Here is a 21,130-nt window from a genome sequence, read left to right on the forward strand (position 1 = left end):
ATACCCCCCTCGGCTGAGGGGGCGGCCGAGGGGGGTAGCGTTGGTGCGAAGGTGGGATTAGTGCTCCACGGCCTTCTCGGCGCCGTGGCCGGTCAGGGAGCGCACCGACATCTCGGCGGCGAGCAGCGGGTCCTCCTTGCGGGTGCTCGTGACGGAGCCGAGCCAGCCGAGGAAGAAGCCGATCGGGATCGAGACGATGCCGGGGTTGCTGAGCGGGAACCACGCGAAGTTGACCCCCGCACCGAACATCGACGTCGGCGTGCCGGAGAACACCGGGGAGAAGATGATCAGGATCATCGCCGCGGCGAGGCCGCCGTACATGCTCCAGACCGCGCCGCGGGTGGTGAAGCCGCGCCAGAACAGCGAGTAGAGGATCGTCGGGAGGTTCGCGCTCGCCGCGACGGCGAAGGCGAGCGCCACGAGGAACGCGATGTTCTGGCCCTGCACGCCGATGCCGCCCGCGATCGCGAGGATGCCGATCACGATGACGGTGCGACGGGCGACCTTGACTTCGCTGTCCGGGTCACCCTTGCCCTTCTTGATCACGCTCATGTAGATGTCGTGCGCGAAGGAGGTCGCCGCGGTGATCGTGATGCCGGCGACGACCGCGAGGATCGTGGCGAAGGCGATCGCCGAGATGAAGCCGAGCAGGAGCGGTCCGCCGAGCGCGAGCGAGAGGAGCGGCGCCGCGGAGTTGACCCCGCCGGGAGCCGCCGCGATGACGTCGGCGCCGACGAGCGCCGCGGCGCCGAAGCCGAGCACGAGGGTGAAGAGGTAGAACGCGCCGATGAGCCAGATCGCCCAGACCACGGAGCGGCGGGCCTCCTTGGCGCTCGGGACCGTGTAGAAGCGCATCAGCACGTGCGGCAGGCCGGCGGTGCCGAGCACGAGCGCGATCGCGAGGGAGATGAAGTCGAGCGGGTTGTGCCCGTACTTGAGCCCCGGCACGAGGATCGCCTCCGCGGGCTTGCTGATCGAGGCCGCGACGGCCGAGTCGAGCAGCCCGGAGAAGTTGAAGCCGTTGATCGCGAGCACCCAGATCGTCATCCCGAGGGCGCCGATGATGAGAAGGAACGCCTTGATGATCTGCACCCAGGTGGTGCCCTTCATGCCGCCGATGAGCACGTAGAGGATCATCAGCCCGCCGACCACGACCACGACGACCGACTGGCCGAGCTTGTCGTTGATGCCGAGCAGCAGGGACACGAGTCCGCCCGCGCCGGCCATCTGGGCCAGGAGGTAGAAGAAGCAGACGGCGAGGGTCGTCGTCGCCGCCGCGACCCTGACCGGGCCCTGCTTGAGCCGGAACGAGAGCACGTCGGCCATCGTGTACTTGCCGGTGTTGCGCATCAGGCTCTGCGACGAGCAGGAGCGCGACGAGCCATGCGACGAGGAACCCGATCGAGTAGAGGAATCCGTCGTACCCGCTGATCGCGATCGCGCCGACGATGCCGAGGAAGGACGCCGCAGAGAGGTAGTCTCCCGCGATCGCGAAGCCGTTCTGCGGCCCGGTGAAGGACCGGCCCCCGGTGTAGTAGTCCGCGGCGGAACGGTTGTTGCGTCCGGCCCGGATCACGACGATCAGGGTGACGGCCACGAAGGCGAGGAAGATCGAGATGTTCAGGACGGGGTTGGTCTCCGTGGCCTTCGCTGCGGCCTGGACGATCATGGTGCCGGCGCTCATTTCTGCTCCATCTTTTCGAGCTCGGCGCGGAGCGCTGCGCCCATCGGGTCGAGGGTCTTGTTGGAGAAGGACACGTACCACATGGTGATGGCGAAGGTCGTGACGAACTGGCCGAGGCCGAGCACGAGGCCGAGGTTGACGCTTCCGACGACCTGGATGGCCATCACGGCCGGCGCGTACGCGGCGACGAGTACGAAGCCGAAGTACCAGACCAGGAAGAACACGGCGAGCGGGATGACGAACCGGTTCCTCCTCCGCTTCAGTTCGAGGAAGCGGGGCGATTGGGCGAAAGCGACGTAGTCGATCGACGACGGCGTCGCTCCCGGTCGTGCATCTCTCAGTGATTCCGTCATGGGGGCTCCTTTGCTCCGGTGAGGATGGTGCTGGGTGGTGCGGTCTGGGGGAGGGGTCAGTGCGTGTGGGCGGTGCCGTGCACCGCGAGCGTGAGCGCGTCGAGCACTGCCGGGTCCTCGATCGTCGGCGGGACCGTGTACGGCTCGCCGTCGACGATCTGGCGGATCGTCTTGCGCAGGATCTTGCCCGAGCGGGTCTTCGGCAGCCGATCGAGGATCGTGACGTCCCGGAAGGCGGCAACCGGGCCGACGTGCTCGCGCACGAGGCCGATGAGTTCCTTCGCGAGGGTGTCGTGGTCGATCGTCGCCCCGGCCTTGAGCGTCACGAAGCCGGCGGCGCGCTGGCCCTTGAGCGGGTCATGCACGCCGAGCACGGCGCACTCCGCGACCGACGGATGCAGGGTGAGCACCTCCTCGAGGGATCCGGTCGACAGCCGGTGGCCGGCCACGTTGATCACGTCGTCGGTGCGGCCCATCACGTAGAGGTACCCGTCGGCGTCGACATGGCCGGAGTCGCCGGTCGCGTAGTAGCCGGGGAAGGCGGAGAGGTAGGCGCTCGCGTACCGCTCCGGGCTGCCCCAGACGCCGAGCAGGGTTCCGGGCGGAAGCGGCAGTCGGATGGCGATGTTGCCCTCCTTGCCGGCCTTCGTCACGGGGCGTCCCTTCGAGTCGAGGATCTCGACGGCGTAGCCCGCGACCGGGAACGTCGCCGATCCCGGCTTGGTCGGGACCTCCTCGATGCCGCGCGGGTTCGCGCAGATCGCCCAGCCGGTCTCGGTCTGCCACCAGTGGTCGATCACCGGGCAATGCAGCCCGTCGTTCGCCCAGTGGTAGGTCTCGGGGTCGAGTCGTTCCCCGGCGAGGAAGAGGCCGGTCAGGCTCGAGACGTCGTACTTCTTCAGGCTCGGCGAGCTCAGGGTCGACGCGGCGGATGGCCCGGACCGCGGTCGGGGCGGTGAAGAGGACGGTGACCTTGTAGTCCTCGACGACCCGCCAGAAGGCGCCGGCGTCGGGGGTGCCGATCGGCTTCCCCTCGTAGATGACGGTCGTCGCCCCGACGAGGAGCGGCGCGTAGACGATGTAGGAGTGGCCGACGACCCAGCCGACGTCCGAGGCCGCCCAGAAGACGTCGCCGGGGCCCGCAGCGTAGATGTTGCGCATCGACCAGGCCAGGGCGACGGCGTGTCCGCCGTTGTCGCGCACGATGCCCTTCGGGTTCCCGGTCGTGCCCGAGGTGTAGAGAATGTACAGCGGGTCTTCGGAGCGGAGGCTCACGGGTTCGGCCGGGGTCGCGGCATCCTCTTCGGTCGCCCAGTCGAGCCACGTGACGGTTTCTTCTCCGGAGTAGTCCGCCGCGCTCCCTGGAATCGACTCGCGGTCCCGTACGATGACGGTCCGGACCGAACCGTTCGAGCGGTCGAGGGCCTTCTTCACGAGCGGCAGGTACTCGACGACGCGGCCGGGCTCGAGCCCGCCCGACGCGGTCACGATCACGGTGGGACGGGCGTCGTCGATCCGCACGGCGAGTTCGCTTGCCGCGAAGCCGCCGAAGACCACGGAGTGCACGGCGCCGATCCTGGCGCACGCGAGCATCGCGACGATCGCCTCCGGGATCATCGGCAGGTAGACGATCACCCGGTCGCCGACGCCGACGCCCTGGGCGCGCAGCACCCCGGCGAACCGGGAGACGCGTTCGAGCAGCCGGCTGTAGCTGATGCTGACCCGGGTGCCGCTCATCGCGGAGTCGTAGATGACCGCGGCCTGGTCACCGCGGCCGGCGAGCACGTGCCGGTCGAGGGCGTTGTAGCTCGTGTTGAGCTCGCCGTCCGGGAACCAGCGCCAGCTCCCGGGCTCGCGTTCCTCGAGCGCGGTGCGCGGCGGCACGGTCCAGTCGATGAACGCGGATGCCTCGAGCCAGAAATCGGCGCGGGTCGCGGCATCCGTCGATCGCAGCCAGGAATCGCGGTAGCTCCCCGGCGTTCCCGTCGCTGCGCCTGTCGCTGTCTGTGTCACTGTGAACCTCCCCATTGAAGCTCCTATGTATACATAGAATTCAGGAAGTCTTGCACACGCCGGGTAAAAAGGGAATAGCATGGCGTCTGTGTATACAGAAACCCCAAAGGCGGGGATCACCGGTTCCACGGACGCAGCCGCCGCAGCCGCCGCAGCCGCCGCCGTGCCGCCGGTCGCCGTGGTCACCGCGAGCGAGCGCGCGTATCGGCAGCTGCGCGACGAGATCCTCGACGGCGTCCTTGCCCCGGGCGCCGGCCTCCTCGAGGTCGAGCAGTCCGACCGCATCGGCGTCTCGCGCACCCCGCTCCGGGCCGCCATCGCCCGCCTGATCGCCGACGGGCTCGTCGCCGGCCGCGCAGGCCGCGGCTTCATGGTCACGGAGATGTCCGTGGACAGCATCCACGAACTGTACGAACTCCGCCGCGCCCTCGAGGAGCACGCGGCCAGGATCGCGGCGACCCGGCGCGACCCCCTCGTCTTCCTCGAGTTGCGTGAGCAGTTCCGCGCGGCCCCCGAGCTGCTGCTGCACGGCGAAGCCGGCCTGCACCGGTACTACGCGCTCATCGACGACTTCGACGACGCGCTCGACGCGGCGGTCGGCAACCCGTTCCTCGTCGCCGCGCTCGCCAACGTGCGCACCCACCTCGCCCGGATCCGCAGGCTCGCCAGGCACAATCCCGCCAGGCTGCGGGCGGCGGCGGCCGAGCACCTGCTCATCATCGAGGCCATCGTCTCCGGCGACACCTCGCTCGCCGCCCACGCCACCCATGTCCACCTCCACCAGAGCCTCAGCAACGTCCTCGCAGCGCTCGAGGCGAACCCGGCCGCCCCGGTCGACTGAGACACCACCACCGCCCTCCCGAACCACCGACCCGAAACCCCGCCCAACCGACCCACCGAAGGGAACCCTGTGCAGCTTCACGATGTTCGAGTCCACCGCAGCGACGAAGACCTGGCCCGCACGGATCAGCTCGCCTGGAAGATCGCCGAGTGCGCGTCCGACCCGGTGGAGGTCTCCGCCGAGGTCACCGAGATGATCATCAACCGGGTCATCGACAATGCCGCCGTCGCAGCGGCGTCGCTCACCCGGCGACCGGTCGTCGCCGCGCGCTCGCAGGCGCTCGCGCATCCGCGATCCTTCAACGGCGTCGGCGCGACCGTGTTCGGCGAACAGCGTTCCCGCCGGGTTTCGCCGGAATGGGCGGCGTGGGCCAACGGCGTCGCCGTCCGCGAACTCGACTACCACGACACCTTCCTCGCCGCCGAGTACTCCCACCCCGGCGACAACATCCCGCCGGTCCTCGCCGTCGCCCAGCACCTCGCGGCCGCCCGCGGCCTGACCGGGCGGGATCTCGTGCGCGGGATCGCAACCGGCTACGAGATCCAGATCGACCTCGTGCGGGCGATCAGCCTGCACGCACACAAGATCGACCACGTCGCCCACCTCGGCCCGTCGGCCGCCGCCGGCATCGGCACCCTGCTCGGCCTCGACACCGAAACGATCTTCCAGGCCATCGGGCAGGCGCTGCACACCACGACGGCCACCCGGCAGTCCCGCAAGGGCGAGATCTCGAGCTGGAAGGCATACGCGCCCGCGTTCGCCGGCAAGATGGCCGTCGAATCCGTCGACCGCGCGATGCGCGGCGAGACGAGTCCGACGCCGATCTATGAGGGTGAGGACGGCGTCATCGCCTGGATGCTCGACGGTCCCGCCGCCTCGTACCAGGTCGCCCTGCCGGGCCGGGGCGAGGCCAAGCGGGCCATCCTCGACAGCTACACGAAGGAACACTCCGCCGAGTACCAGGCCCAGGCCCTCATCGACCTCGCCCGCAAGCTCTACCGCGAACACCCCGAACTCGCCGACCCGGCCAACATCGCCCGGATCGTGATCCACACGAGCCACCACACCCACAACGTGATCGGGTCCGGTGCGAACGACCCGCAGAAGTACGACCCGAGTGCGACCCGGGAGACCCTCGACCACTCGATCCCGTACATCTTCACCGTCGCGCTGCAGGACGGCAGCTGGCACCACGTCGATTCCTACCGGCCGGAACGGGCGAGCCGCGCGGACACCATCGCTCTCTGGAACAAGGTCACGACCGAGGAGGACCTCGAGTGGACCCGGCGCTACCACTCGGTGGACCCCGCGGAGAAGGCCTTCGGCGGGCGCGTCGAGATCGAGCTGGCCAACGGCAAGCGCATCGTCGACGAGCTCGCCGTTGCCGACGCGCATCCGCTCGGCGCCCGGCCCTTCGGCCGGGCGGAGTACATTGACAAGTTCCGCACGCTCGCCGCCGGCGTGCTCGAGGAGGGCGAGATCATGCGCTTCCTCGACGCCGCCGAACGGCTTCCCGACCTCGCCGCCGACGACCTCGACCAGCTCACGATCGTGGCCCGCAACGGCCTGCTCACCTCGGTCCCCATCCCGAACGGAATCTTCTGATGCTGTATTCGACCCGCACTCCCGCCGCCAAGCGCGAGGGCTTCCGCCGCGACCTGGCCAGCGGACGCCTGCTCCGCTTCCCCGGGGCGTTCAACCCGCTCTCCGCCCGCCTGATCGAGGCGAAGGGCTTCGAGGGCGTCTACATCTCCGGCGCAGTGCTCTCCGCAGACCTCGGCCTGCCCGACATCGGACTGACCACCCTCACCGAGGTCGCCGGGCGCAGCCAGCAGATCGCCCGGATGACCGACCTGCCCGCGATCGTGGACGCCGACACCGGCTTCGGCGAGCCGATGAACGTCGCGCGCACCGTGCAGACCCTCGAGGACGCCGGCCTCGCCGGCATGCACATCGAGGACCAGGTCAACCCGAAGCGCTGCGGCCACCTCGACGGCAAGCAGGTCGTCGACCTCGAGACGGCCTGCAAGCGCATCCGCGCGGCCGTCGATGCGCGCAGGGACCCGAACTTCCTCGTGATGGCGCGCACCGACATCCGTGCGGTCGACGGCCTCGCCGCGGCCGTCGACCGGGCGAAGGCGCTCGTCGACGCGGGCGCCGACGCGATCTTCCCGGAGGCGATGGCCTCGCTCGCCGAATTCGCGGCGATCCGTGCGGCCGTCGACGTGCCGGTGCTCGCGAACATGACCGAGTTCGGCAAGGGGGAGCTCTTCACCGTGCGGCAGCTCGCCGATGTCGGGATGAACCTCGTGATCTTCCCCGTCTCCCTGTTGCGCCTCGCGATGGGCGCCGCAGACCGCGGCCTCGACGCGATCATCGAACACGGCTCGCTCGAGTCGATGCTGCCCGAGATGCAGCACCGCTCGAAGCTCTACGAGCTGCTCGACTACGAGTCGTACAATCACTTCGACTCCGGCGTTTTCAACTTCACCCTCAACCCCACCCTGCCCGCCTAACACCCTGCCCGCGTAACCACGCACTCACCGCACGCGAAGGAGCGACATGAGTCAGAACGAACCAGCCGTCACCGAACCGACGGTCTACAAGGGCCTCGCCGGAATCGTGGTCGACCGCACCGGCGTCTCCAAGGTCAACGACCTGTCCAATTCCCTGCTCTACCGGGGCTACCCCGTGCAGGAACTCGCCGCGCAGAAGAGCTTCGAGGAGGTCACCTACCTGCTCTGGAACGGTGAGCTGCCGACGCCGGACGAGCTCGCCGCCTTCGAGGACGAGGAGCGGTCGCTCCGCCACCTCCAGCCCGCCGTGCGCCGCGTCATCGACGAGCTTCCCCTGACCGCGCACCCGATGGACGTCGTGCGGACCGCCGTGAGCCTGATCGGAGCCTTCGACCCGCAGGTCGACGACGCCTCGCCTGAGGCGAACAAGGCCAAGGGCCTCCGGCTCTGGTCCCAGATGCCCGCGATCGTCGCGTACGACCAGCGGCGCCGCCACGGGCTCGAACCGATCGAACCGCGCGACGACCTCGGCTACTCGGCGAACTTCCTGTTCATGACCTTCGGCGAGGTGCCGGAACTCGTCGTCGTCGAGGCCTTCGACGTGTCGATGATCATGTACGCCGACCACTCCTTCAACGCATCGACCTTCACCGCGCGCGTGATCACCTCCACGATGAGCGACCTGCACTCGGCGATCACCGGGGCTGTCGGCGCCCTCAAGGGTGCGCTGCACGGCGGCGCCAACGAAGCCGTGATGCACACGTTCGAGCAGATCGGCCTCGGCGAAGGCTCCGGCGAGCGGGCGGATGCCTGGCTCAAGGAGACCCTCGACGCGCACCGAAAGGTGATGGGTTTCGGCCACCGCGTCTACAAGCACGGCGACTCCCGGGTGCCGACGATGAAGACCGCGCTGCTCACCCTCGTCGAGCACTACCAGCGCCCCGACCTGATCGAGCTCTACGAGCGCCTCGCCGCCGGGATGAAGGAGCGCACCGGCATCCTGCCGAACCTCGACTACCCGTCCGGGCCGGCGTACTACCTGATGGGCTTCGACACCCTGACCTTCACGCCCCTCTTCGTGGCCGCCCGGATCGCCGGCTGGACCGCGCACATCATCGAGCAGACCGCCTCGAACTCCCTGATCCGGCCGCTCTCGCTCTACGACGGGCACCCGGAACGACACCTCGCCGACGAAGCCGAACCCGATCTGCAGCCGGCCGGTGACCTACCATTGGACAATGGCATTCGACGCAGACGACTCAGCAACTGACACGACCGGCATCAAGCGGGAAATCCTCGGCTGGGAGGACTTCGCCGCTGCCTCGCGGCAACTGGCCGTCGACGTGCTGTCGAGCGGATTCCACCCGGACGTGGTGATCGCGATCGCGCGCGGCGGCCTGCTGCTCGCGGGCGCGATGTCCTATGCCCTCGGCACCAAGAACTGCGGCAGCATCAACGTGCAGTTCTACACCGGCGTCGACGAGCGCCTGCCCGAGCCCGTGCTCTCCGGGCCGATGCTCGACGCGCCTGCCCTCGCCGGCCTCAGCGTGCTGCTCGTCGACGACGTCTCCGACTCCGGGCGCACCCTCGCTCTCGTGCTCGCGATGCTGCGCGAGTCGGCGGCCGAGGTGCGCTGCGCGACCCTGTACACCAAGCCGCGCACGGTCCTCATCCCGGACTACACCTGGCGGGAGACCGACGACTGGATTGTCTTCCCGTGGTCGGCGCTCCCGATCGTCGACGCGCCCGAAGTAACGGCCCTGCTGGCCCCCATCGTCGCGACCGTCGTCGCCCCCGCCGCAGTCGAGAATGTGGTCCTCGCGCCTGTCGTCGCGGGCGTCGTCGCATGAGCATCCACCTCGTCGGCGGCGGCTGGGCTGCCGAACACAGCGCGGCCGTGTTCGGCCCGTTCCTTGCCGAGGCGACCGTGCGTGCCACGGCGGCCGGTCGGGATGAACCCCGGATCGCGATCATCGCGGTGCGTGCGCCCCGCACCTCCGACGCGGACGACGCTGTCGACGACGCAGCCCAGCACGCCGCAACCCTGGCCGCCGCGCTCGGCTCGGCCGGGGTCTTCGAGGCGAAGATCACCGAACTCGCGCTGAGCGATGCGGCGACCCTGCCCGCGATCGCGGACGTCGACGGCATCATCGTCGGCGGCGGGCTCACTCCCGCCTACCTTGCCGCACTCACCCCGATCGCCGGCGAGATCCGCCGCCAGGTGTCCGCCGGCGTCCCGTACCTCGGCTACTCGGCCGGCGCCATGATCGCCGCGGAACGCGCCCTCGTCGGCGGCTGGCGCCTCGGCGAGGTCGAGGTCAGCGCAGAAGGGGCCTCGGAAGGCCTCGACGAACTCACCATCCAGCCCGGCATCGGCCTGCTCGACGTCACCGTCGACGTGCATGCCGCCCAGTGGGGAACCCTCTCCCGACTGATCGCCGCAACCGAAGCCGGCCTCATCGACGGCGGCCTCGCCGTCGACGAGAACACCGCGCTCATCGTCGGGGAGGGCGCCCTCCGCGTCGTCGGCTCCGGCAGCGTCTGGCGGGTCAGCCAGTCCGAGAACGGCGTGCTCGTCAGCACCTTCGGCGCCTAGGCCGTGACCGACGCCGGATCGATCGACCCCGGATCGATCGACCCCGGCTCGATCGACCCCGGCTGGGCGGCGGCCCTCGCTCCCGCGGCGGGGGCGCTCGCCCAGGCGACCGGTTTCCTCGAGGCGGAGTCGGCCGCCGGGCGACCCTGGCTGCCGGCGCCGACACGGGTGCTGCGCGCCTTCCGTGAACCGTTCCGGGCGGTCCGCGTGCTCCTGGTCGGCCAGGACCCGTATCCGACGCCGGGGCATCCGCTCGGCCTCGCCTTCGCGGTCGACCCGGCGGTGCGGCCCCTGCCGCGGAGCCTCGGGAACATCGCCGCAGAGCCTCCAGTCGGACGTCGGGGTCACCCTGCGCACCGGAGACCTGTCGGCCTGGTCGGCCCAGGGGGTTCTGCTGCTCAACCGGGTGCTCACCGTGCGTGCCGGCGAGCCCGGTTCGCACCGCGGCCACGGCTGGGAAGCCGTCACGGACCAGGCCATCCGCGCCCTCGTCGCCCGCCGAACGCCCCTTGTCGCGATCCTCTGGGGCAAGGACGCCGCGAGGCTTCGGCCGTTGCTCGGCAACACCCCGGTGATCGAGTCCGCGCATCCGAGCCCGCTGTCCGCGCGCCGCGGCTTCTTCGGGTCGAGGCCCTTCAGTCGCGCGAACGCGCTCCTCGCCGAGCAGGGCGCAGCGCCCGTCGACTGGACTCTCGGGTAATCTGGAAGTCCGTGTGAGGAGCCAGCCATGCTTGAAGAGGAATACCAGCCGCGCCGGCAGTTGCCCAGGCACCTGCGCCCGGCGCCGGAGACCGAGGCTCCGTTCGAGTACTCGATGCGGGACGCGCTGATCACCGACCTGCCCTACATTCGCGAGATCTACAACTACTACGTCGCCAACAGCACGGTCACCTTCGACGTCGACCCGATGACCCTCGCCGCGTGGCGCAGCAAGTTCTACTACCTCGGCAAGCTCGGCATGCCCTTCATCGTGGCCGTGTCGCCGGCCGGTCAGATCCTCGGCTACGCGCTCGTCACGCCGTGGAAGGAGAAGCGCGCCTTCCGCTTCACCGTCGAGAACTCGATCTACCTCGGAGCGGCCTCGACAGGCAAGGGCCTCGGCCGGGTGCTGCTCGGCGAACTCATCACGCGCTCCAAGGATGCGGGCCTCAAGGAGATCATCGCTGTGATCGCCGACCAGGGCGCCGACGCCTCGATCAAGCTGCACCTCGACTTCGGGTTCAAGGAGATCGGCCGGATGGGCAAGGTCGGCTTCAAGTTCGACCGCTGGCTCGGCACCGTGCTGCTCCAGAAGAGCCTGAAGTAACCCGTGACCGACCCTGACGTCTCGTTCGAGTCTGCCGAAGCGCCACACCGTGCTGCGGTCGTTCGCCGGGCACCTCGAAGCCCCGCCGGAGACCGTGTTCGTGCGGCTGCTCGCGGCGTTGATGCCCGCACCGAGCGAGGGGGCCGCCGCGATCAACCGGCATTTCCGGGCCGATCCCGCCGAGCGCCTGATCGTCGTGCAGGGGGGACTGGTGGTACCGCGGCGAGTACCGCGTGCTCGCTGAGGACCAGGGTTCGCTCGTGCAGTACGAGATCATCAACGTCGCCCAGGCCTTCCATGCCGCCGGTGCGCTCACGGCCCGGTCGGGCTCCGGGGCGCACCCCGGGCCTTTCAGGCGCTGCTCACCAAGGTCGGCGGCCCGCTCGCCCACTGAGCCGTACTGCCCAGTCCGGGGCCCGGGTCAGGGCGCGAGGTGCAGGCTGAGTTCTGGACCGCCGAGCAGCACGGCGAGCACGGATGCCCCGAGCCCGCCGGCGAGGAGCAGCCCCGGGTGGGCGAGCCCCACGACCGTGGCCCGCAAGCGCGGGCTGGTCCGCAGGAACTCCTCCGGAACCGCGTGCGCCTCGGGGCAGCTCGCGCCAGCCGCGCAACCGCCGCAGGAACCAGCCGCACCGCACGACGAAGGCCATCCACAGCACGAGCAGCACCACCGGGATTGCCGCGAGCAAGAGCGTGAAGCCGAGCCCGGTCACTTCGGCGTCGTTGTCGTTCGCCGCGGCCTGGATCGCCGTCGAGATCGACGAGCTCGCGACCACGGACACGCCCCAGACCAGGAACGCCGCGCACAGCGTGAGGAACCGCACGAAAAAGTGACTGAGCACCGAGTCGTTCGTGGGCGGCAGGTGGTCGCGCGGCGTGGCCGCGAGCAGCCACAGCGTGGCCGCGAGGGCCGGCAGCGCGGCGAGCAGCACGACCGCATACCAGCCCGGGTCAGGAATCCAGGGCGAGAGAGCGTCTGAGGCGACCACGACGCCCCAGAGGGCCAGCCAGGCCCAGCCAGACCGCAACGGATGCCGCACGAGCCAAGCCGGCAGCATCCGCTCGAGCACCGCACTCATGCGGACACTGTACTCGCGAGGCCTGCCGGCGCCCGGCGCTCGCTACCGTGCTACTCGCGCAGGGCCGGGCGCGACGGCCACCAGAACCGGTCGCCGGTGAGGAACACGAGCGCGGGAACCACGAGGGTGCGCACGAGCAGGGTGTCGAGGAGGACGCCGAGGCAGACGATCACGCCGATCTGGGCGAGCGCGACGACCGGCAGAACGCCGAGCACGACGAAGACCGCCGCGATGAGGATGCCGGCGCTCGTGATGACCGCTCCGGTCGAGGAGAGGGCGCGCACCATGCCCTCCCGGGTGCCGTGCAGCCGGGCCTCCTCCCGAGCCCTCGTGGTGAGGAAGATGTTGTAGTCCACCCCGAGCGCGACGAGGAACAGGAACGCGAACAGCACGACGTTCGTGTTGAACGCCGGGAACCCCAGCAGGTTCTGGAAGATCAGGTTGGACGCGCCGAGGCTCGCGAAGAAGGTCGCGAGCACGCTCAGGATCAGCAGGACAGGGGCGACGAGAGAGCGGAGCAGCAGGGCAAGGATGCCGAAGACGATCGCGAGGATCATCGGCAGGATCAGGTCCTGGTCGCGCTGCGAACTCGTGCGGGTGTCGAGGGCCGTCGCGTCCGTGCCGCCGACGAGGGAATCAGCGACAGCGCCGCCGGCATCCGCGTACGTGGTGCGCAGCGCGGTAATGGTCGCGAACGTCGTCTCACTTCCCGGTTCGCTCGAGAGCTGGAGGTTGAGCCGGGTGCGCCCGTTCGCGCTCTCGCCCGGCTGCACCGTGGCGACGCCCGGTGTCGCCGTGGCGAGGCTCGCGGCCTCCGTGGCCGATGCATCCGGCGCAAGCACGACGGTCTGGCTCGTGAGCCCCGACGAGAACGAGGCGTCGACGATGGCCTGCGCCTGCACCGATTCGGGGTTGCCGAGCAGCTGGTCGGCCTGCGAGAGCCCGACGGATGCCCCGACCAGCCCGAGACTGAGGGCGCCGAGTCCGAGGGCGGATGCGACGATGATCGCAACGGGGCGCCGGGCGACGCCGCGGCCGAGCCGGGACCAGAATCCGGTGTGCACGCGGGGCGAGGCAGGGTCGTAGCGGGGGACGAACGGCCAGAACAGGCCGCGGCCGCAGACGACGAGTGCGGCGGGAAGCACGATGAGGGCGAACAGGATCGCGATGACGACGCCGATCGCACAGGCGAAGCCGAGCGCGCGGTTGCCGGAGAGCTCGGCGAAGAGCAGGGTCAGGAGGCTCAGCGCGACGGTCCCGCCGCTCGCGGCGATCGCGGGGCCTGCGCTCCGCACGGCGATCCGCATCGCCTCATTCCTGCTCTCGGTGTGCAGCAGTTCCTCGCGGTAGCGGGCGACGAGCAGCAGCGCGTAGTTGGTGCCCGCACCGAAGACGAGCACGGACTGGATGCCGGAGACGCTCGCATCCAGGGTGATGCCGAACGGTCCGGCGAGGGCGCTCACGACGACGCCGGCGAGCCCGTCGGCGAGCCCGACGACCACGAGCGGCACGATCCAGAGCACGGGACTGCGGTAGGTGATGATCAGCAGTACCGCGACGACGATCACGGTCACGAGCAGCAGCCGGAAATCGGCGCCCGCGAAGGCGTTCGAGATGTCGGCCTGGAACCCGACCGGCCCGGTCACGTAGGAACTCAGGCCGGCGGGCAGGTCGCTCGAGGCGGCCGCGCGGATGTCCGTGGCCGTGCCCTTCACGTCGGCGCTGACGGCGGCGGCCTCGAGCGGCACGACGCTGATCGCCGCGAGTCCGTCGTCGCTGAACCGGGGTGTCGTCGCCCGGGGTGCGGTCGAAAGCGCGCCCAGTTCGGCGGCCCGCGCGGTGATCGCGGACTTGTCCGCTTCGGTCAGTGCGCTCTCTGCGCCGGTCGCGTCTGCGCCGCCGCGGCTCCAGACGATGATCGCCGAGGTCTGCTTCGCCGAGGGGAAGTCGGCGAGCAGGGCGTCGACCCTCGCAGCCTGGCTCGACGTGGGCAGCCCGGAGGTCGGGAAGTCGTTCCCGGCGCTCTTCGGCAGCAGTGCGAACAGCAGTCCGACGGCGATGATTGCGCCGACGAGGACCACCCAGGCCGTTCTCCGACCTGTGATGATGCGCACAATCCCGAGCACTTTTCCTCCAATAGTCCTGATTGCTAAGCATCCTAGCAATGTCAGGACTAGTATGGCCGTCATGGCAGAGCCTCGCAAGTCCACGCCCCCGGCGAGTGTGCCGACCGGTTCCGCGGCGGATGCCGTCCAGCCACTGGTCGGCGACAACGACATCGGCCTGCCTTATTCCGGCGAAATCGGCACGCAGCTGCGGGAATTCGTGGTGCTGTCGCGGGCGTTCGAGCGGCAGGTCGGCCAGGCCCTTGCGGTCAACCCGACCGACTTGTCCGCGATGGAACACCTGATCAGCGCCGGTTCGCTCACGCCGAGCGAACTCTCGCGGCGGCTCGACATCTCGACGGCCGCGACCACCCTCGTAGTCGACCGGCTCGTCGCACTCGGGCATGCCCGGCGAGAGGCGCACACATCGGACCGCCGAAAGGTCGTGGTCCTCCCCTCAGCAAAATCGGTCGAGAAGGCCGTCGGGGCGCTCATGCCCGTGATCGGGGGAGTCGCCACGGTCACCCGTGACCTCCCGGCGGAAGAGCGCGCGGTGATCGCGGGCTTCCTGTCCCGCGTGCTCGACGTCTACCGCGGTGCCCTGACCGGCGGCGCCGATGGCGACGGCGAGACCGCTCCCCGATCCTGACCCCCACTGCCTGACCCCCGCTTCCTGAACATCCCGTGAATTGTTTTGAGGAAATCAAAACAACTGTTAGCGTGAGGGCATGACGACGACCGGGACGCCCAACAGCAACCCGGGCCTCTCCGGGCCGGGCGAGCACGAGCAGGCTCGGCGACAGCATTCGTCGATCGGGACTCAAGGTCACCTCGCCTCGCCTCGCCGTGCTGCGGGCCCTCGACGATTCTCCGCACACGAGCGCCGAACGGCTCTTCGCCGCTGTGAGGCTCGAGCTTCCCGGCACCTCGCTGCAGGCGGTCTACGGAGTACTTGCAGCCTTCACCTCCGCGGGTCTCACCCGCCGGATCGAACCGTCCGGGTCGCCGGCGCTCTACGAGCGCCGGGTCGGCGACAACCACCATCACGTGATCTGCTCACGGTGCGCCGCCGTGCAGGACGTGGACTGCGCCGTCGGCGCGGCGCCGTGCCTCGAGCCGAGCGACACGGGCGGTTTCGCCGTGCACGCTGCAGAGGTCACCTACTGGGGGCTCTGCCCCGATTGCCAGGCCGCGACCGCGTAACCGCACGCCAGAACCGGACCACCCACCCACCCCACACTTTCGCAGTGCACATGTAGTCGAACAAAGGAGCAGCATGACCACCGAGTCCAACAGCGAGTCGAACACCGGGCAGATCAAGCCGACCACCACCCAGAGCGGAGCGCCCGTCGCGAGCGACGAGCATTCCCTCACCGTCGGCACGGAGGGCGTCGCGGCCCTGCACGACCGCTACCTCGTCGAGAAGCTCGCGCAGTTCAACCGCGAGCGCATCCCGGAGCGCATCGTGCACGCCAAGGGCGGCGGAGCGCACGGCGTGTTCGAGGTCACCGGCGACGTCTCGGCGTACACCCGCGCCGCGGTCTTCCAGCCCGGCACGAGCACCGAGACGCTCCAGCGCTTCTCGAGCGTCGCCGGCGAGCAGGGCAGCCCGGACACCTGGCGCGACGTGCGCGGCTTCTCGGTCAAGTTCTACACGACGGAGGGCAACTACGACATCGTCGGCAACAACACCCCGGTGTTCTTCATCCGCGACGGCATCAAGTTCCCCGACTTCATCCACTCCCAGAAGCGCCTTCCGGGCTCCGGCCTGCGCGATGCCACGATGCAGTGGGACTTCTGGACCCTCTCGCCCGAGTCCGCGCACCAGGTCACCTACCTGATGGGCGACCGCGGCCTGCCGCGCTCCTGGCGCGAGATGCCCGGCTTCGGCTCGCACACCTACCAGTGGATCAACGCCGCAGGTGAGCGGTTCTGGGTCAAGTACCACTTCACCTCCAACCAGGGCAACGTCGAGATGGAGGGCTCCGAGGCCGAGCTCATCGCCGGCGCGGACGCCGACTACTACCGCCGCGACCTGCACGACGCGATCGAGGCAGGCAACTTCCCGTCCTGGACCGTCTCGGTGCAGATCATGCCGTACGAGGACGCCAAGACCTACCGGTTCAACCCCTTCGACCTGACCAAGGTCTGGCCGCACGCCGACTACCCGCTCATCGAGGTGGGCGTGCACACGCTCAACCGTAACCCGCAGAACTTCTTCGCCGAGATCGAGCAGGCCGCGTTCTCGCCGGCCAACTTCGTGCCCGGCATCGCGGCGAGCCCCGACAAGATGCTGATGGCGCGCATCTTCTCCTACCCGGACGCCGCGCGATACCGGGTCGGCACGAACTACGCCGAGCTGCCCGTCAACGCCCCGCACGCCGCCCCGGTGAACGGCTATTCGCAGGACGGCGCCGGCCGGCACCACTTCAACGCCCCAGAGGCCCCGAACTACGCGCCGAACTCGCTCGGCGGGCCGGTGGCCGACCCGCTGCTCGCCGGCGAGGGCAGCTGGGAGAACGATGGTGCGCTGCTCCGCGCCGCCGCCGTGCTGCGCAGCGAGGACAGCGACTTCGGCCAGGCCGGGACGCTCTACCGCGACGTGTTCGACGATGCGGCCAAGGCCCGCTTCCTCGACACCATCACGGGCGCGATCAGCGGCGTGCAGCGCGCAGAGGTCACCGAGCGCGCGATCTGGTACTGGACGAGCGTCGACGCCACGCTCGGTGCGGCACTGCGCGCGAACCTTGCGACGTGGGCAGAGGCGGACATGCTCGCCGAGGCATCCGCCGGCTACTCCGAGTAAACGGCTCGGAGTAACCAGCCCCTAACTGATTCGACGGAGTTTTTGGGTTTTCAGTGCGTTAGCGGGCTGTTTGGGCCCGTTTAACTCAAAATCTCCGTCGAATTGGTTGGGGCGGGCGCGGCGACCATGGCGGCGCTGCGCTCCCAGAGGGCGGCGGCGAGCGCCGGGTCGTATGCGAGCGTGTTCGCCTTCGCGACCAGGCGCTTGTCGTAGTACTCGCCGGAGATCCACTCGTCCAGGGGTGCCGTGGCGAGCCAGACCAGGGTGTCCGCGCCCTGCTCCGGGGTGATCAGCATCCGCTTGAGTGGGGTCTGGTAGAGGAAGCGCATCACGCTCGTCGAATTCGACGAGAAGCTCGTCGCGACGACGCCGGGGTGGAATGCCGCGGTCGTGAGGCCCTGCTCGTGGTAACGGTGGTTCAGCTCGCGGGTGAAGAGGATGTTGGCGAGCTTGGCGTTGCCGTATGCCCGGTTGGGCGAGTACTTCCGGTTCCCGTCGAGGTCGTCGATGTCGAAGCGGGCGTAGACGCTGTTCGCCACGCTCGCGGTATTGATCACCCGGGCGTGGCTCTCCAGCAGCCGGTCGGTGAGGAGCGTCGTGAGCAGGAACGGCGCGAGGTGGTTGACCTGGAAGGTCTTCTCGTGGCCGTCGACGGTGAGCTCCCGCTTGCCCATGATGCCGCCGGCGTTGTTCGCGAGCACGTCGATGCGCGGGTAGCGGTTGAGGAGGGTCGCGGCGAGAGAGCGCACCTCGTCGAGGCTGGCGAAGTCGGCGGTGAACGAGTCGGCACCGAGCGGTGCGGCGACGGCGGCGGTCTTGGCCGCCGAGCGTCCCACGATGACGACGGATGCCCCGGTGCGGCTCAGTGCGCGGGCCGCGGCCGCGCCGATGCCGTCGCTGCCCCCGGTGATGATGATCGTGCGAGCGGACGGTGCGGATGCTTCGGACTTTTCTGTCATGACTTTCCTTTGGCCAGGTAGCCGCCCTTGTCCAGGCCGGCCTCGATTTCAAAACGGTTGGTGAGTGGGTTGCGGCCGGCGGCGCTGTAGAACAGCGGGAACAGCATGCCGTAGTGCTGCCACTGGCGCTTGTGCACGGCCTCGTGTTCGAGGATCGCGTCTGAGACGTTGTCCCTGGTGAGGTAACAACCGCCGACGCAGGACCCGCCGCGACCGAAGGCCCAGTTCGGCAGGCCGCGGAACACGATCAGGCCGCCGCGGCGCTCGACGCGCCCGGTGCTGAGGAGCCCGCCCCAGACCAGACCGACAGCCGTCGCATAGAGATATCCGGCCCTGCTGAGGGGCGAATCGAAGAGGATCCGGCGCATGAACCAAGCGTATGCCGCCTGACCGGCACTGAGAGCGCCCGAGAACCAACCGTCGCGAGGATGCGCGGGTGGTGCCTGTCGGCGACTGGTGCCGAAACGGACAACTGTGGCCGGCCCGCGAGGCGCAGGTGTCCGTAGCGGCAACAGTCGCGCGGCAGCGGGCAGCGGATGCCCGGCTACGGCCGGCCGTATGCCTCCAGCAGGCGCAGCCAGACCTCGCTCATCGTGGGGTACGCCGGCACAGCGTGCCAGAGCCGGGCGATCGGGACCTCGCCGACGACGGCGATGGTCGCGGCGTGCAGGAGCTCGGAGACGTCCTGGCCCACGAACGTCACGCCGATGAGCACTTCCCGGTCGAGATCGACGATGGCCCTGGCCTTGCCGGTGTACCCGTCGGCCTGCAGGCTCGCCCCGGCGACGTTTCCGATCGCATAGTCGAGCACCCGGATCCGGAAGCCCGCCTTCTCCGCCGCCGCCTGGGTGAGCCCGACCGAGGCGACCTCGGGATCGGTGAACGTCACCTGGGGGACCGCGGAGTGGTCTGCGGTGGCGACGTGGGTGCCCCAGGGCGCGTCGTCGACGGCCCGGCCGGAGGCGCGGGCGACGATCACGTCGCCCGCCGCGCGCGCCTGGTACTTGCCCTGGTGGGTGAGCAGCGCCCGGTGCGTGACGTCGCCGGTCGCGTACAGCCAGTCGCCGGCGAGGTCCGCCGCGTCGCCCTGAACGAGCAGGGTGTCATCGACGGTCAGCCAGCCGCCGTCGGGAAGACCGACGGACTCCAGCCCGAGGTCGTCGGTACGCGGTGCGCGACCCGTCGCGACAAGGACCTCGGTCGCGGTGACGGTTCCGCCGCTCGCGAGGGTGAGCACGACGTTGCCGTCGGCCGCGCGCATCGCGAGAACGGGAGCCTCCCCGGTCAGGACCGTCGCTCCCGCCGCACGCAGCGCCTCGATGACGAGTTCGCCGGCGAACGGTTCCTCCTTGCCGAGGAGGGAGTGGCGCACGATGAGCGTGACCCGGGCACCGAGCGACGTGTACGCCGTGGCCATTTCGGCCGCGGTGACACCGCCGCCGATCACGGCGAGGCTCTCCGGCACGTGCTGGGCGCTCGTGGCCTCCCGGCTGGTCCAGGGGTCGACGGTGCCGATCCCTGGAATGTCGGGCAGCACGGCGGATGACCCCGTGCTCACCACGACGGCGTGGCGGGCGGTGAGCACGGTCGTCGTTCCGTCCGGGCCGGTCACGGTCACCTCGCGCACGCCGCTCAAGCGGGCGTGCCCGCGGACAAGGGCGATTCCCGCGGAGTCGAGCCAGCCGACCTGGCCGTCATCCGACCAGTTTCTCGTGAACGAGTCCCGGCGACGCAACACGGCGGGGACGTCGAGCTCACCGGTCGCGGCCTCGGCGGCGCCGCCGACCCGGCGCGCGGCGGAGAGGGCCGCTCCGCTCCGCAGCAGGGCCTTGGACGGCATGCACGCCCAGTACGAGCACTCGCCGCCGACGAGTTCGCTCTCGACGATGACGGTGCTCAGCCCGCCCTGGACGGTGCGGTCCGCGACGTTCTCGCCGACGGCACCGCCGCCGATCACGATGACGTCGTAGGTCGTGGTCTTATCGTTCATGGTGTCTCCTGTCGTCGATGAGTCACGTGGGTCAGCGCCCCACGAATTTCGCCGCGGTGCGGGTGCGGAACGCTTCCATGCCGATCCGGGCATCCTCGCTCGCGGCGAGCACGCCGAGGGCCGGTTGCAGCCCGGCCTCGGCCACGGCATCGCCGAGGCGCACGGCATCGCGTGCGTTCGCGAGGGTCGCCTGCACCGCGAGCGGGGCCTGGGCGGCGATCCGGCCGGCGAGCTCGAGGGCCCGGTCGAACTCGGTGCCGTCGGGGACGACCTCCTGAACGAGGCCGATCCGCAGGGCCTCCGCGGCGTCGAACATGTCGCCGGTGAGGATCCAGCGCATCGCATTGCCCCAGCCGACCGCGCGCGGGAAACGGATCGTGGCTCCTCCGAAAGGCAGGATGCCGCGGGCCACCTCGATCTGCCCGAACCGGGTCGAGGCGGCCGCGACCGTGATTTCGCTCGCGAGCATGAGCTCGATCCCGAGCGTGAGGCAGGTGCCCTGCACGGCCATCACCACCGGCTTCGAGACCGCTCGGCCGTCGACCTGCCAGGGGTTGATCCCGCCGTGCGGCACCATGTCGATGCCGTCCGGGCCGAGGCGCGGGCCGATGTCGGCGAGGTCGAGGCCGGCCGTGAAGTGCTCGCCGACGGCGTAGACGAGGCCGACCCGGAGTTCGGGGTCGCGGTCGAGCTCGCCGTAGGCCAGGGACAGCTGCTGCAGCATCGCGAGGTCGGCGGCGTTGCGCTTCTCCGGCCGGTTCAGTCCGATCAGGAGCACGTGCCCGCGCCGTTCGGTCAGCACCCGGGGTGCCTGTTCGGCGGGGTCGTGCTGGTTTCGGCTCTGTTCGGTGCTGCGCTGCTCGCTCACGGATGCCTTCCTTG

General features: G+C 69.7%; 18 protein-coding genes and 3 pseudogenes. 12 read left to right on the top strand and 9 right to left on the bottom strand.

The genetic code is table 11. The features are described from left to right. Positions 1-57: 57 nt before the first annotated feature. The 3 genes and pseudogenes from KIV56_RS15505 to KIV56_RS15515 all read right to left on the bottom strand — a co-directional run bounded on the left by KIV56_RS15505 (position 58) and on the right by KIV56_RS15515 (position 4,065). Positions 58-1,684: pseudogene (locus tag KIV56_RS15505) on the bottom strand (solute symporter family protein). Beyond that, positions 1,681-2,037 carry a DUF485 domain-containing protein gene (locus tag KIV56_RS15510; RefSeq protein ID WP_281534149.1) on the bottom strand — a complete coding sequence of 119 codons (357 nt, stop codon included), beginning with the start codon at positions 2,035-2,037 and terminating at the stop codon, positions 1,681-1,683. The pseudogene KIV56_RS15505 and the gene KIV56_RS15510 overlap by 4 nt, the downstream one beginning before the upstream one ends. A gap of 56 nt (positions 2,038-2,093) precedes the next feature. Then, positions 2,094-4,065, bottom strand: a pseudogene (locus tag KIV56_RS15515) (AMP-binding protein). Positions 4,066-4,138: 73 nt separating this feature from the next. Here KIV56_RS15515 and KIV56_RS15520 point away from each other — a divergent pair. The 9 genes and pseudogenes from KIV56_RS15520 (at position 4,139) to KIV56_RS15560 (ending at position 11,553) form a co-directional block, all read left to right on the top strand. Further along, the gene (locus KIV56_RS15520; RefSeq protein WP_348648405.1) at positions 4,139-4,891 is read left to right on the top strand and encodes a GntR family transcriptional regulator; all 753 of its coding nucleotides are present in this window, start codon (positions 4,139-4,141) and stop codon (positions 4,889-4,891) included. A 69-nt stretch (positions 4,892-4,960) separates the two neighbouring features. Then, the gene (locus KIV56_RS15525) at positions 4,961-6,496 is read left to right on the top strand and encodes an MmgE/PrpD family protein (RefSeq protein ID WP_281534150.1); all 1,536 of its coding nucleotides are present in this window, start codon (positions 4,961-4,963) and stop codon (positions 6,494-6,496) included. Continuing rightward, on the top strand, positions 6,496-7,407 hold the full coding sequence (prpB, locus tag KIV56_RS15530) for a methylisocitrate lyase (RefSeq protein ID WP_281534151.1): 912 nt from the start codon (positions 6,496-6,498) through the stop codon (positions 7,405-7,407). Before KIV56_RS15525 ends, prpB begins: the two co-directional genes overlap by 1 nt. A gap of 46 nt (positions 7,408-7,453) precedes the next feature. Then, positions 7,454-8,677: a bifunctional 2-methylcitrate synthase/citrate synthase gene (locus KIV56_RS15535; protein ID WP_281534152.1), complete on the top strand. Its 1,224-nt coding sequence runs from the start codon at positions 7,454-7,456 to the stop codon at positions 8,675-8,677. Beyond that, entirely contained in the window at positions 8,646-9,257 is a 612-nt protein-coding gene (locus tag KIV56_RS15540) for a phosphoribosyltransferase (RefSeq protein ID WP_348648406.1), read from the top strand. The genes KIV56_RS15535 and KIV56_RS15540 overlap by 32 nt, the downstream gene beginning before the upstream one ends. After that, complete coding sequence (locus tag KIV56_RS15545; RefSeq protein ID WP_281534153.1) at positions 9,254-10,003, top strand: Type 1 glutamine amidotransferase-like domain-containing protein; 750 nt, start codon at positions 9,254-9,256, stop codon at positions 10,001-10,003. The genes KIV56_RS15540 and KIV56_RS15545 overlap by 4 nt, the downstream gene beginning before the upstream one ends. 36 nt (positions 10,004-10,039) lie before the next feature. Then, a pseudogene (locus KIV56_RS15550) lies at positions 10,040-10,703 on the top strand (uracil-DNA glycosylase). Positions 10,704-10,730: 27 nt separating this feature from the next. Beyond that, positions 10,731-11,309, top strand: coding sequence for a GNAT family N-acetyltransferase (locus tag KIV56_RS15555; protein WP_134449800.1), 579 nt, complete (start codon positions 10,731-10,733; stop codon positions 11,307-11,309). A 49-nt stretch (positions 11,310-11,358) separates the two neighbouring features. Continuing rightward, positions 11,359-11,553 (top strand): hypothetical protein, encoded by a 195-nt coding sequence (locus KIV56_RS15560; RefSeq protein WP_281534154.1) that lies wholly within the window; start codon positions 11,359-11,361, stop codon positions 11,551-11,553. A gap of 118 nt (positions 11,554-11,671) precedes the next feature. Here the strand turns inward: KIV56_RS15560 and KIV56_RS15565 are convergent, their stop codons facing one another. Together KIV56_RS15565 and KIV56_RS15570 are read right to left on the bottom strand one after the other, a co-directional pair. Further along, positions 11,672-12,388: a hypothetical protein gene (locus KIV56_RS15565; RefSeq protein ID WP_281534155.1), complete on the bottom strand. Its 717-nt coding sequence runs from the start codon at positions 12,386-12,388 to the stop codon at positions 11,672-11,674. Positions 12,389-12,438: 50 nt separating this feature from the next. After that, positions 12,439-14,514 (bottom strand): MMPL family transporter, encoded by a 2,076-nt coding sequence (locus KIV56_RS15570; protein ID WP_281534156.1) that lies wholly within the window; start codon positions 14,512-14,514, stop codon positions 12,439-12,441. Between the two features lie 61 nt (positions 14,515-14,575). Between KIV56_RS15570 and KIV56_RS15575 the strand changes: the two genes are divergently transcribed. From KIV56_RS15575 to KIV56_RS15585, 3 genes are all read left to right on the top strand, one after another. Next, complete coding sequence (locus KIV56_RS15575) at positions 14,576-15,142, top strand: MarR family winged helix-turn-helix transcriptional regulator (RefSeq protein ID WP_281534157.1); 567 nt, start codon at positions 14,576-14,578, stop codon at positions 15,140-15,142. Between the two features lie 155 nt (positions 15,143-15,297). After that, the gene (locus KIV56_RS15580) at positions 15,298-15,696 is read left to right on the top strand and encodes a Fur family transcriptional regulator (protein ID WP_281536183.1); all 399 of its coding nucleotides are present in this window, start codon (positions 15,298-15,300) and stop codon (positions 15,694-15,696) included. A gap of 73 nt (positions 15,697-15,769) precedes the next feature. After that, positions 15,770-17,299 carry a catalase gene (locus KIV56_RS15585; protein WP_281534158.1) on the top strand — a complete coding sequence of 510 codons (1,530 nt, stop codon included), beginning with the start codon at positions 15,770-15,772 and terminating at the stop codon, positions 17,297-17,299. Positions 17,300-17,379: 80 nt separating this feature from the next. On the opposite strand, the gene KIV56_RS15590 is transcribed toward KIV56_RS15585, so the two are convergent. From KIV56_RS15590 to KIV56_RS15605, 4 genes are all read right to left on the bottom strand, one after another. Further along, complete coding sequence (locus tag KIV56_RS15590; protein ID WP_281534159.1) at positions 17,380-18,258, bottom strand: SDR family NAD(P)-dependent oxidoreductase; 879 nt, start codon at positions 18,256-18,258, stop codon at positions 17,380-17,382. Next, complete coding sequence (locus KIV56_RS15595) at positions 18,255-18,626, bottom strand: Fe-S oxidoreductase (protein ID WP_281534160.1); 372 nt, start codon at positions 18,624-18,626, stop codon at positions 18,255-18,257. Before KIV56_RS15595 ends, KIV56_RS15590 begins: the two co-directional genes overlap by 4 nt. 176 nt (positions 18,627-18,802) lie before the next feature. After that, positions 18,803-20,248: a dihydrolipoyl dehydrogenase family protein gene (locus tag KIV56_RS15600; RefSeq protein WP_281534161.1), complete on the bottom strand. Its 1,446-nt coding sequence runs from the start codon at positions 20,246-20,248 to the stop codon at positions 18,803-18,805. A 31-nt stretch (positions 20,249-20,279) separates the two neighbouring features. Continuing rightward, on the bottom strand, positions 20,280-21,116 hold the full coding sequence (locus KIV56_RS15605; RefSeq protein ID WP_281534162.1) for a crotonase/enoyl-CoA hydratase family protein: 837 nt from the start codon (positions 21,114-21,116) through the stop codon (positions 20,280-20,282). Between the last annotated feature and the right edge of the window lie 14 nt (positions 21,117-21,130).

Origin of the sequence: Cryobacterium breve, assembly GCF_027594785.1 — a bacterium.
Taxonomy (GTDB): Bacteria; Actinomycetota; Actinomycetes; order Actinomycetales; family Microbacteriaceae; genus Cryobacterium; species Cryobacterium breve_A.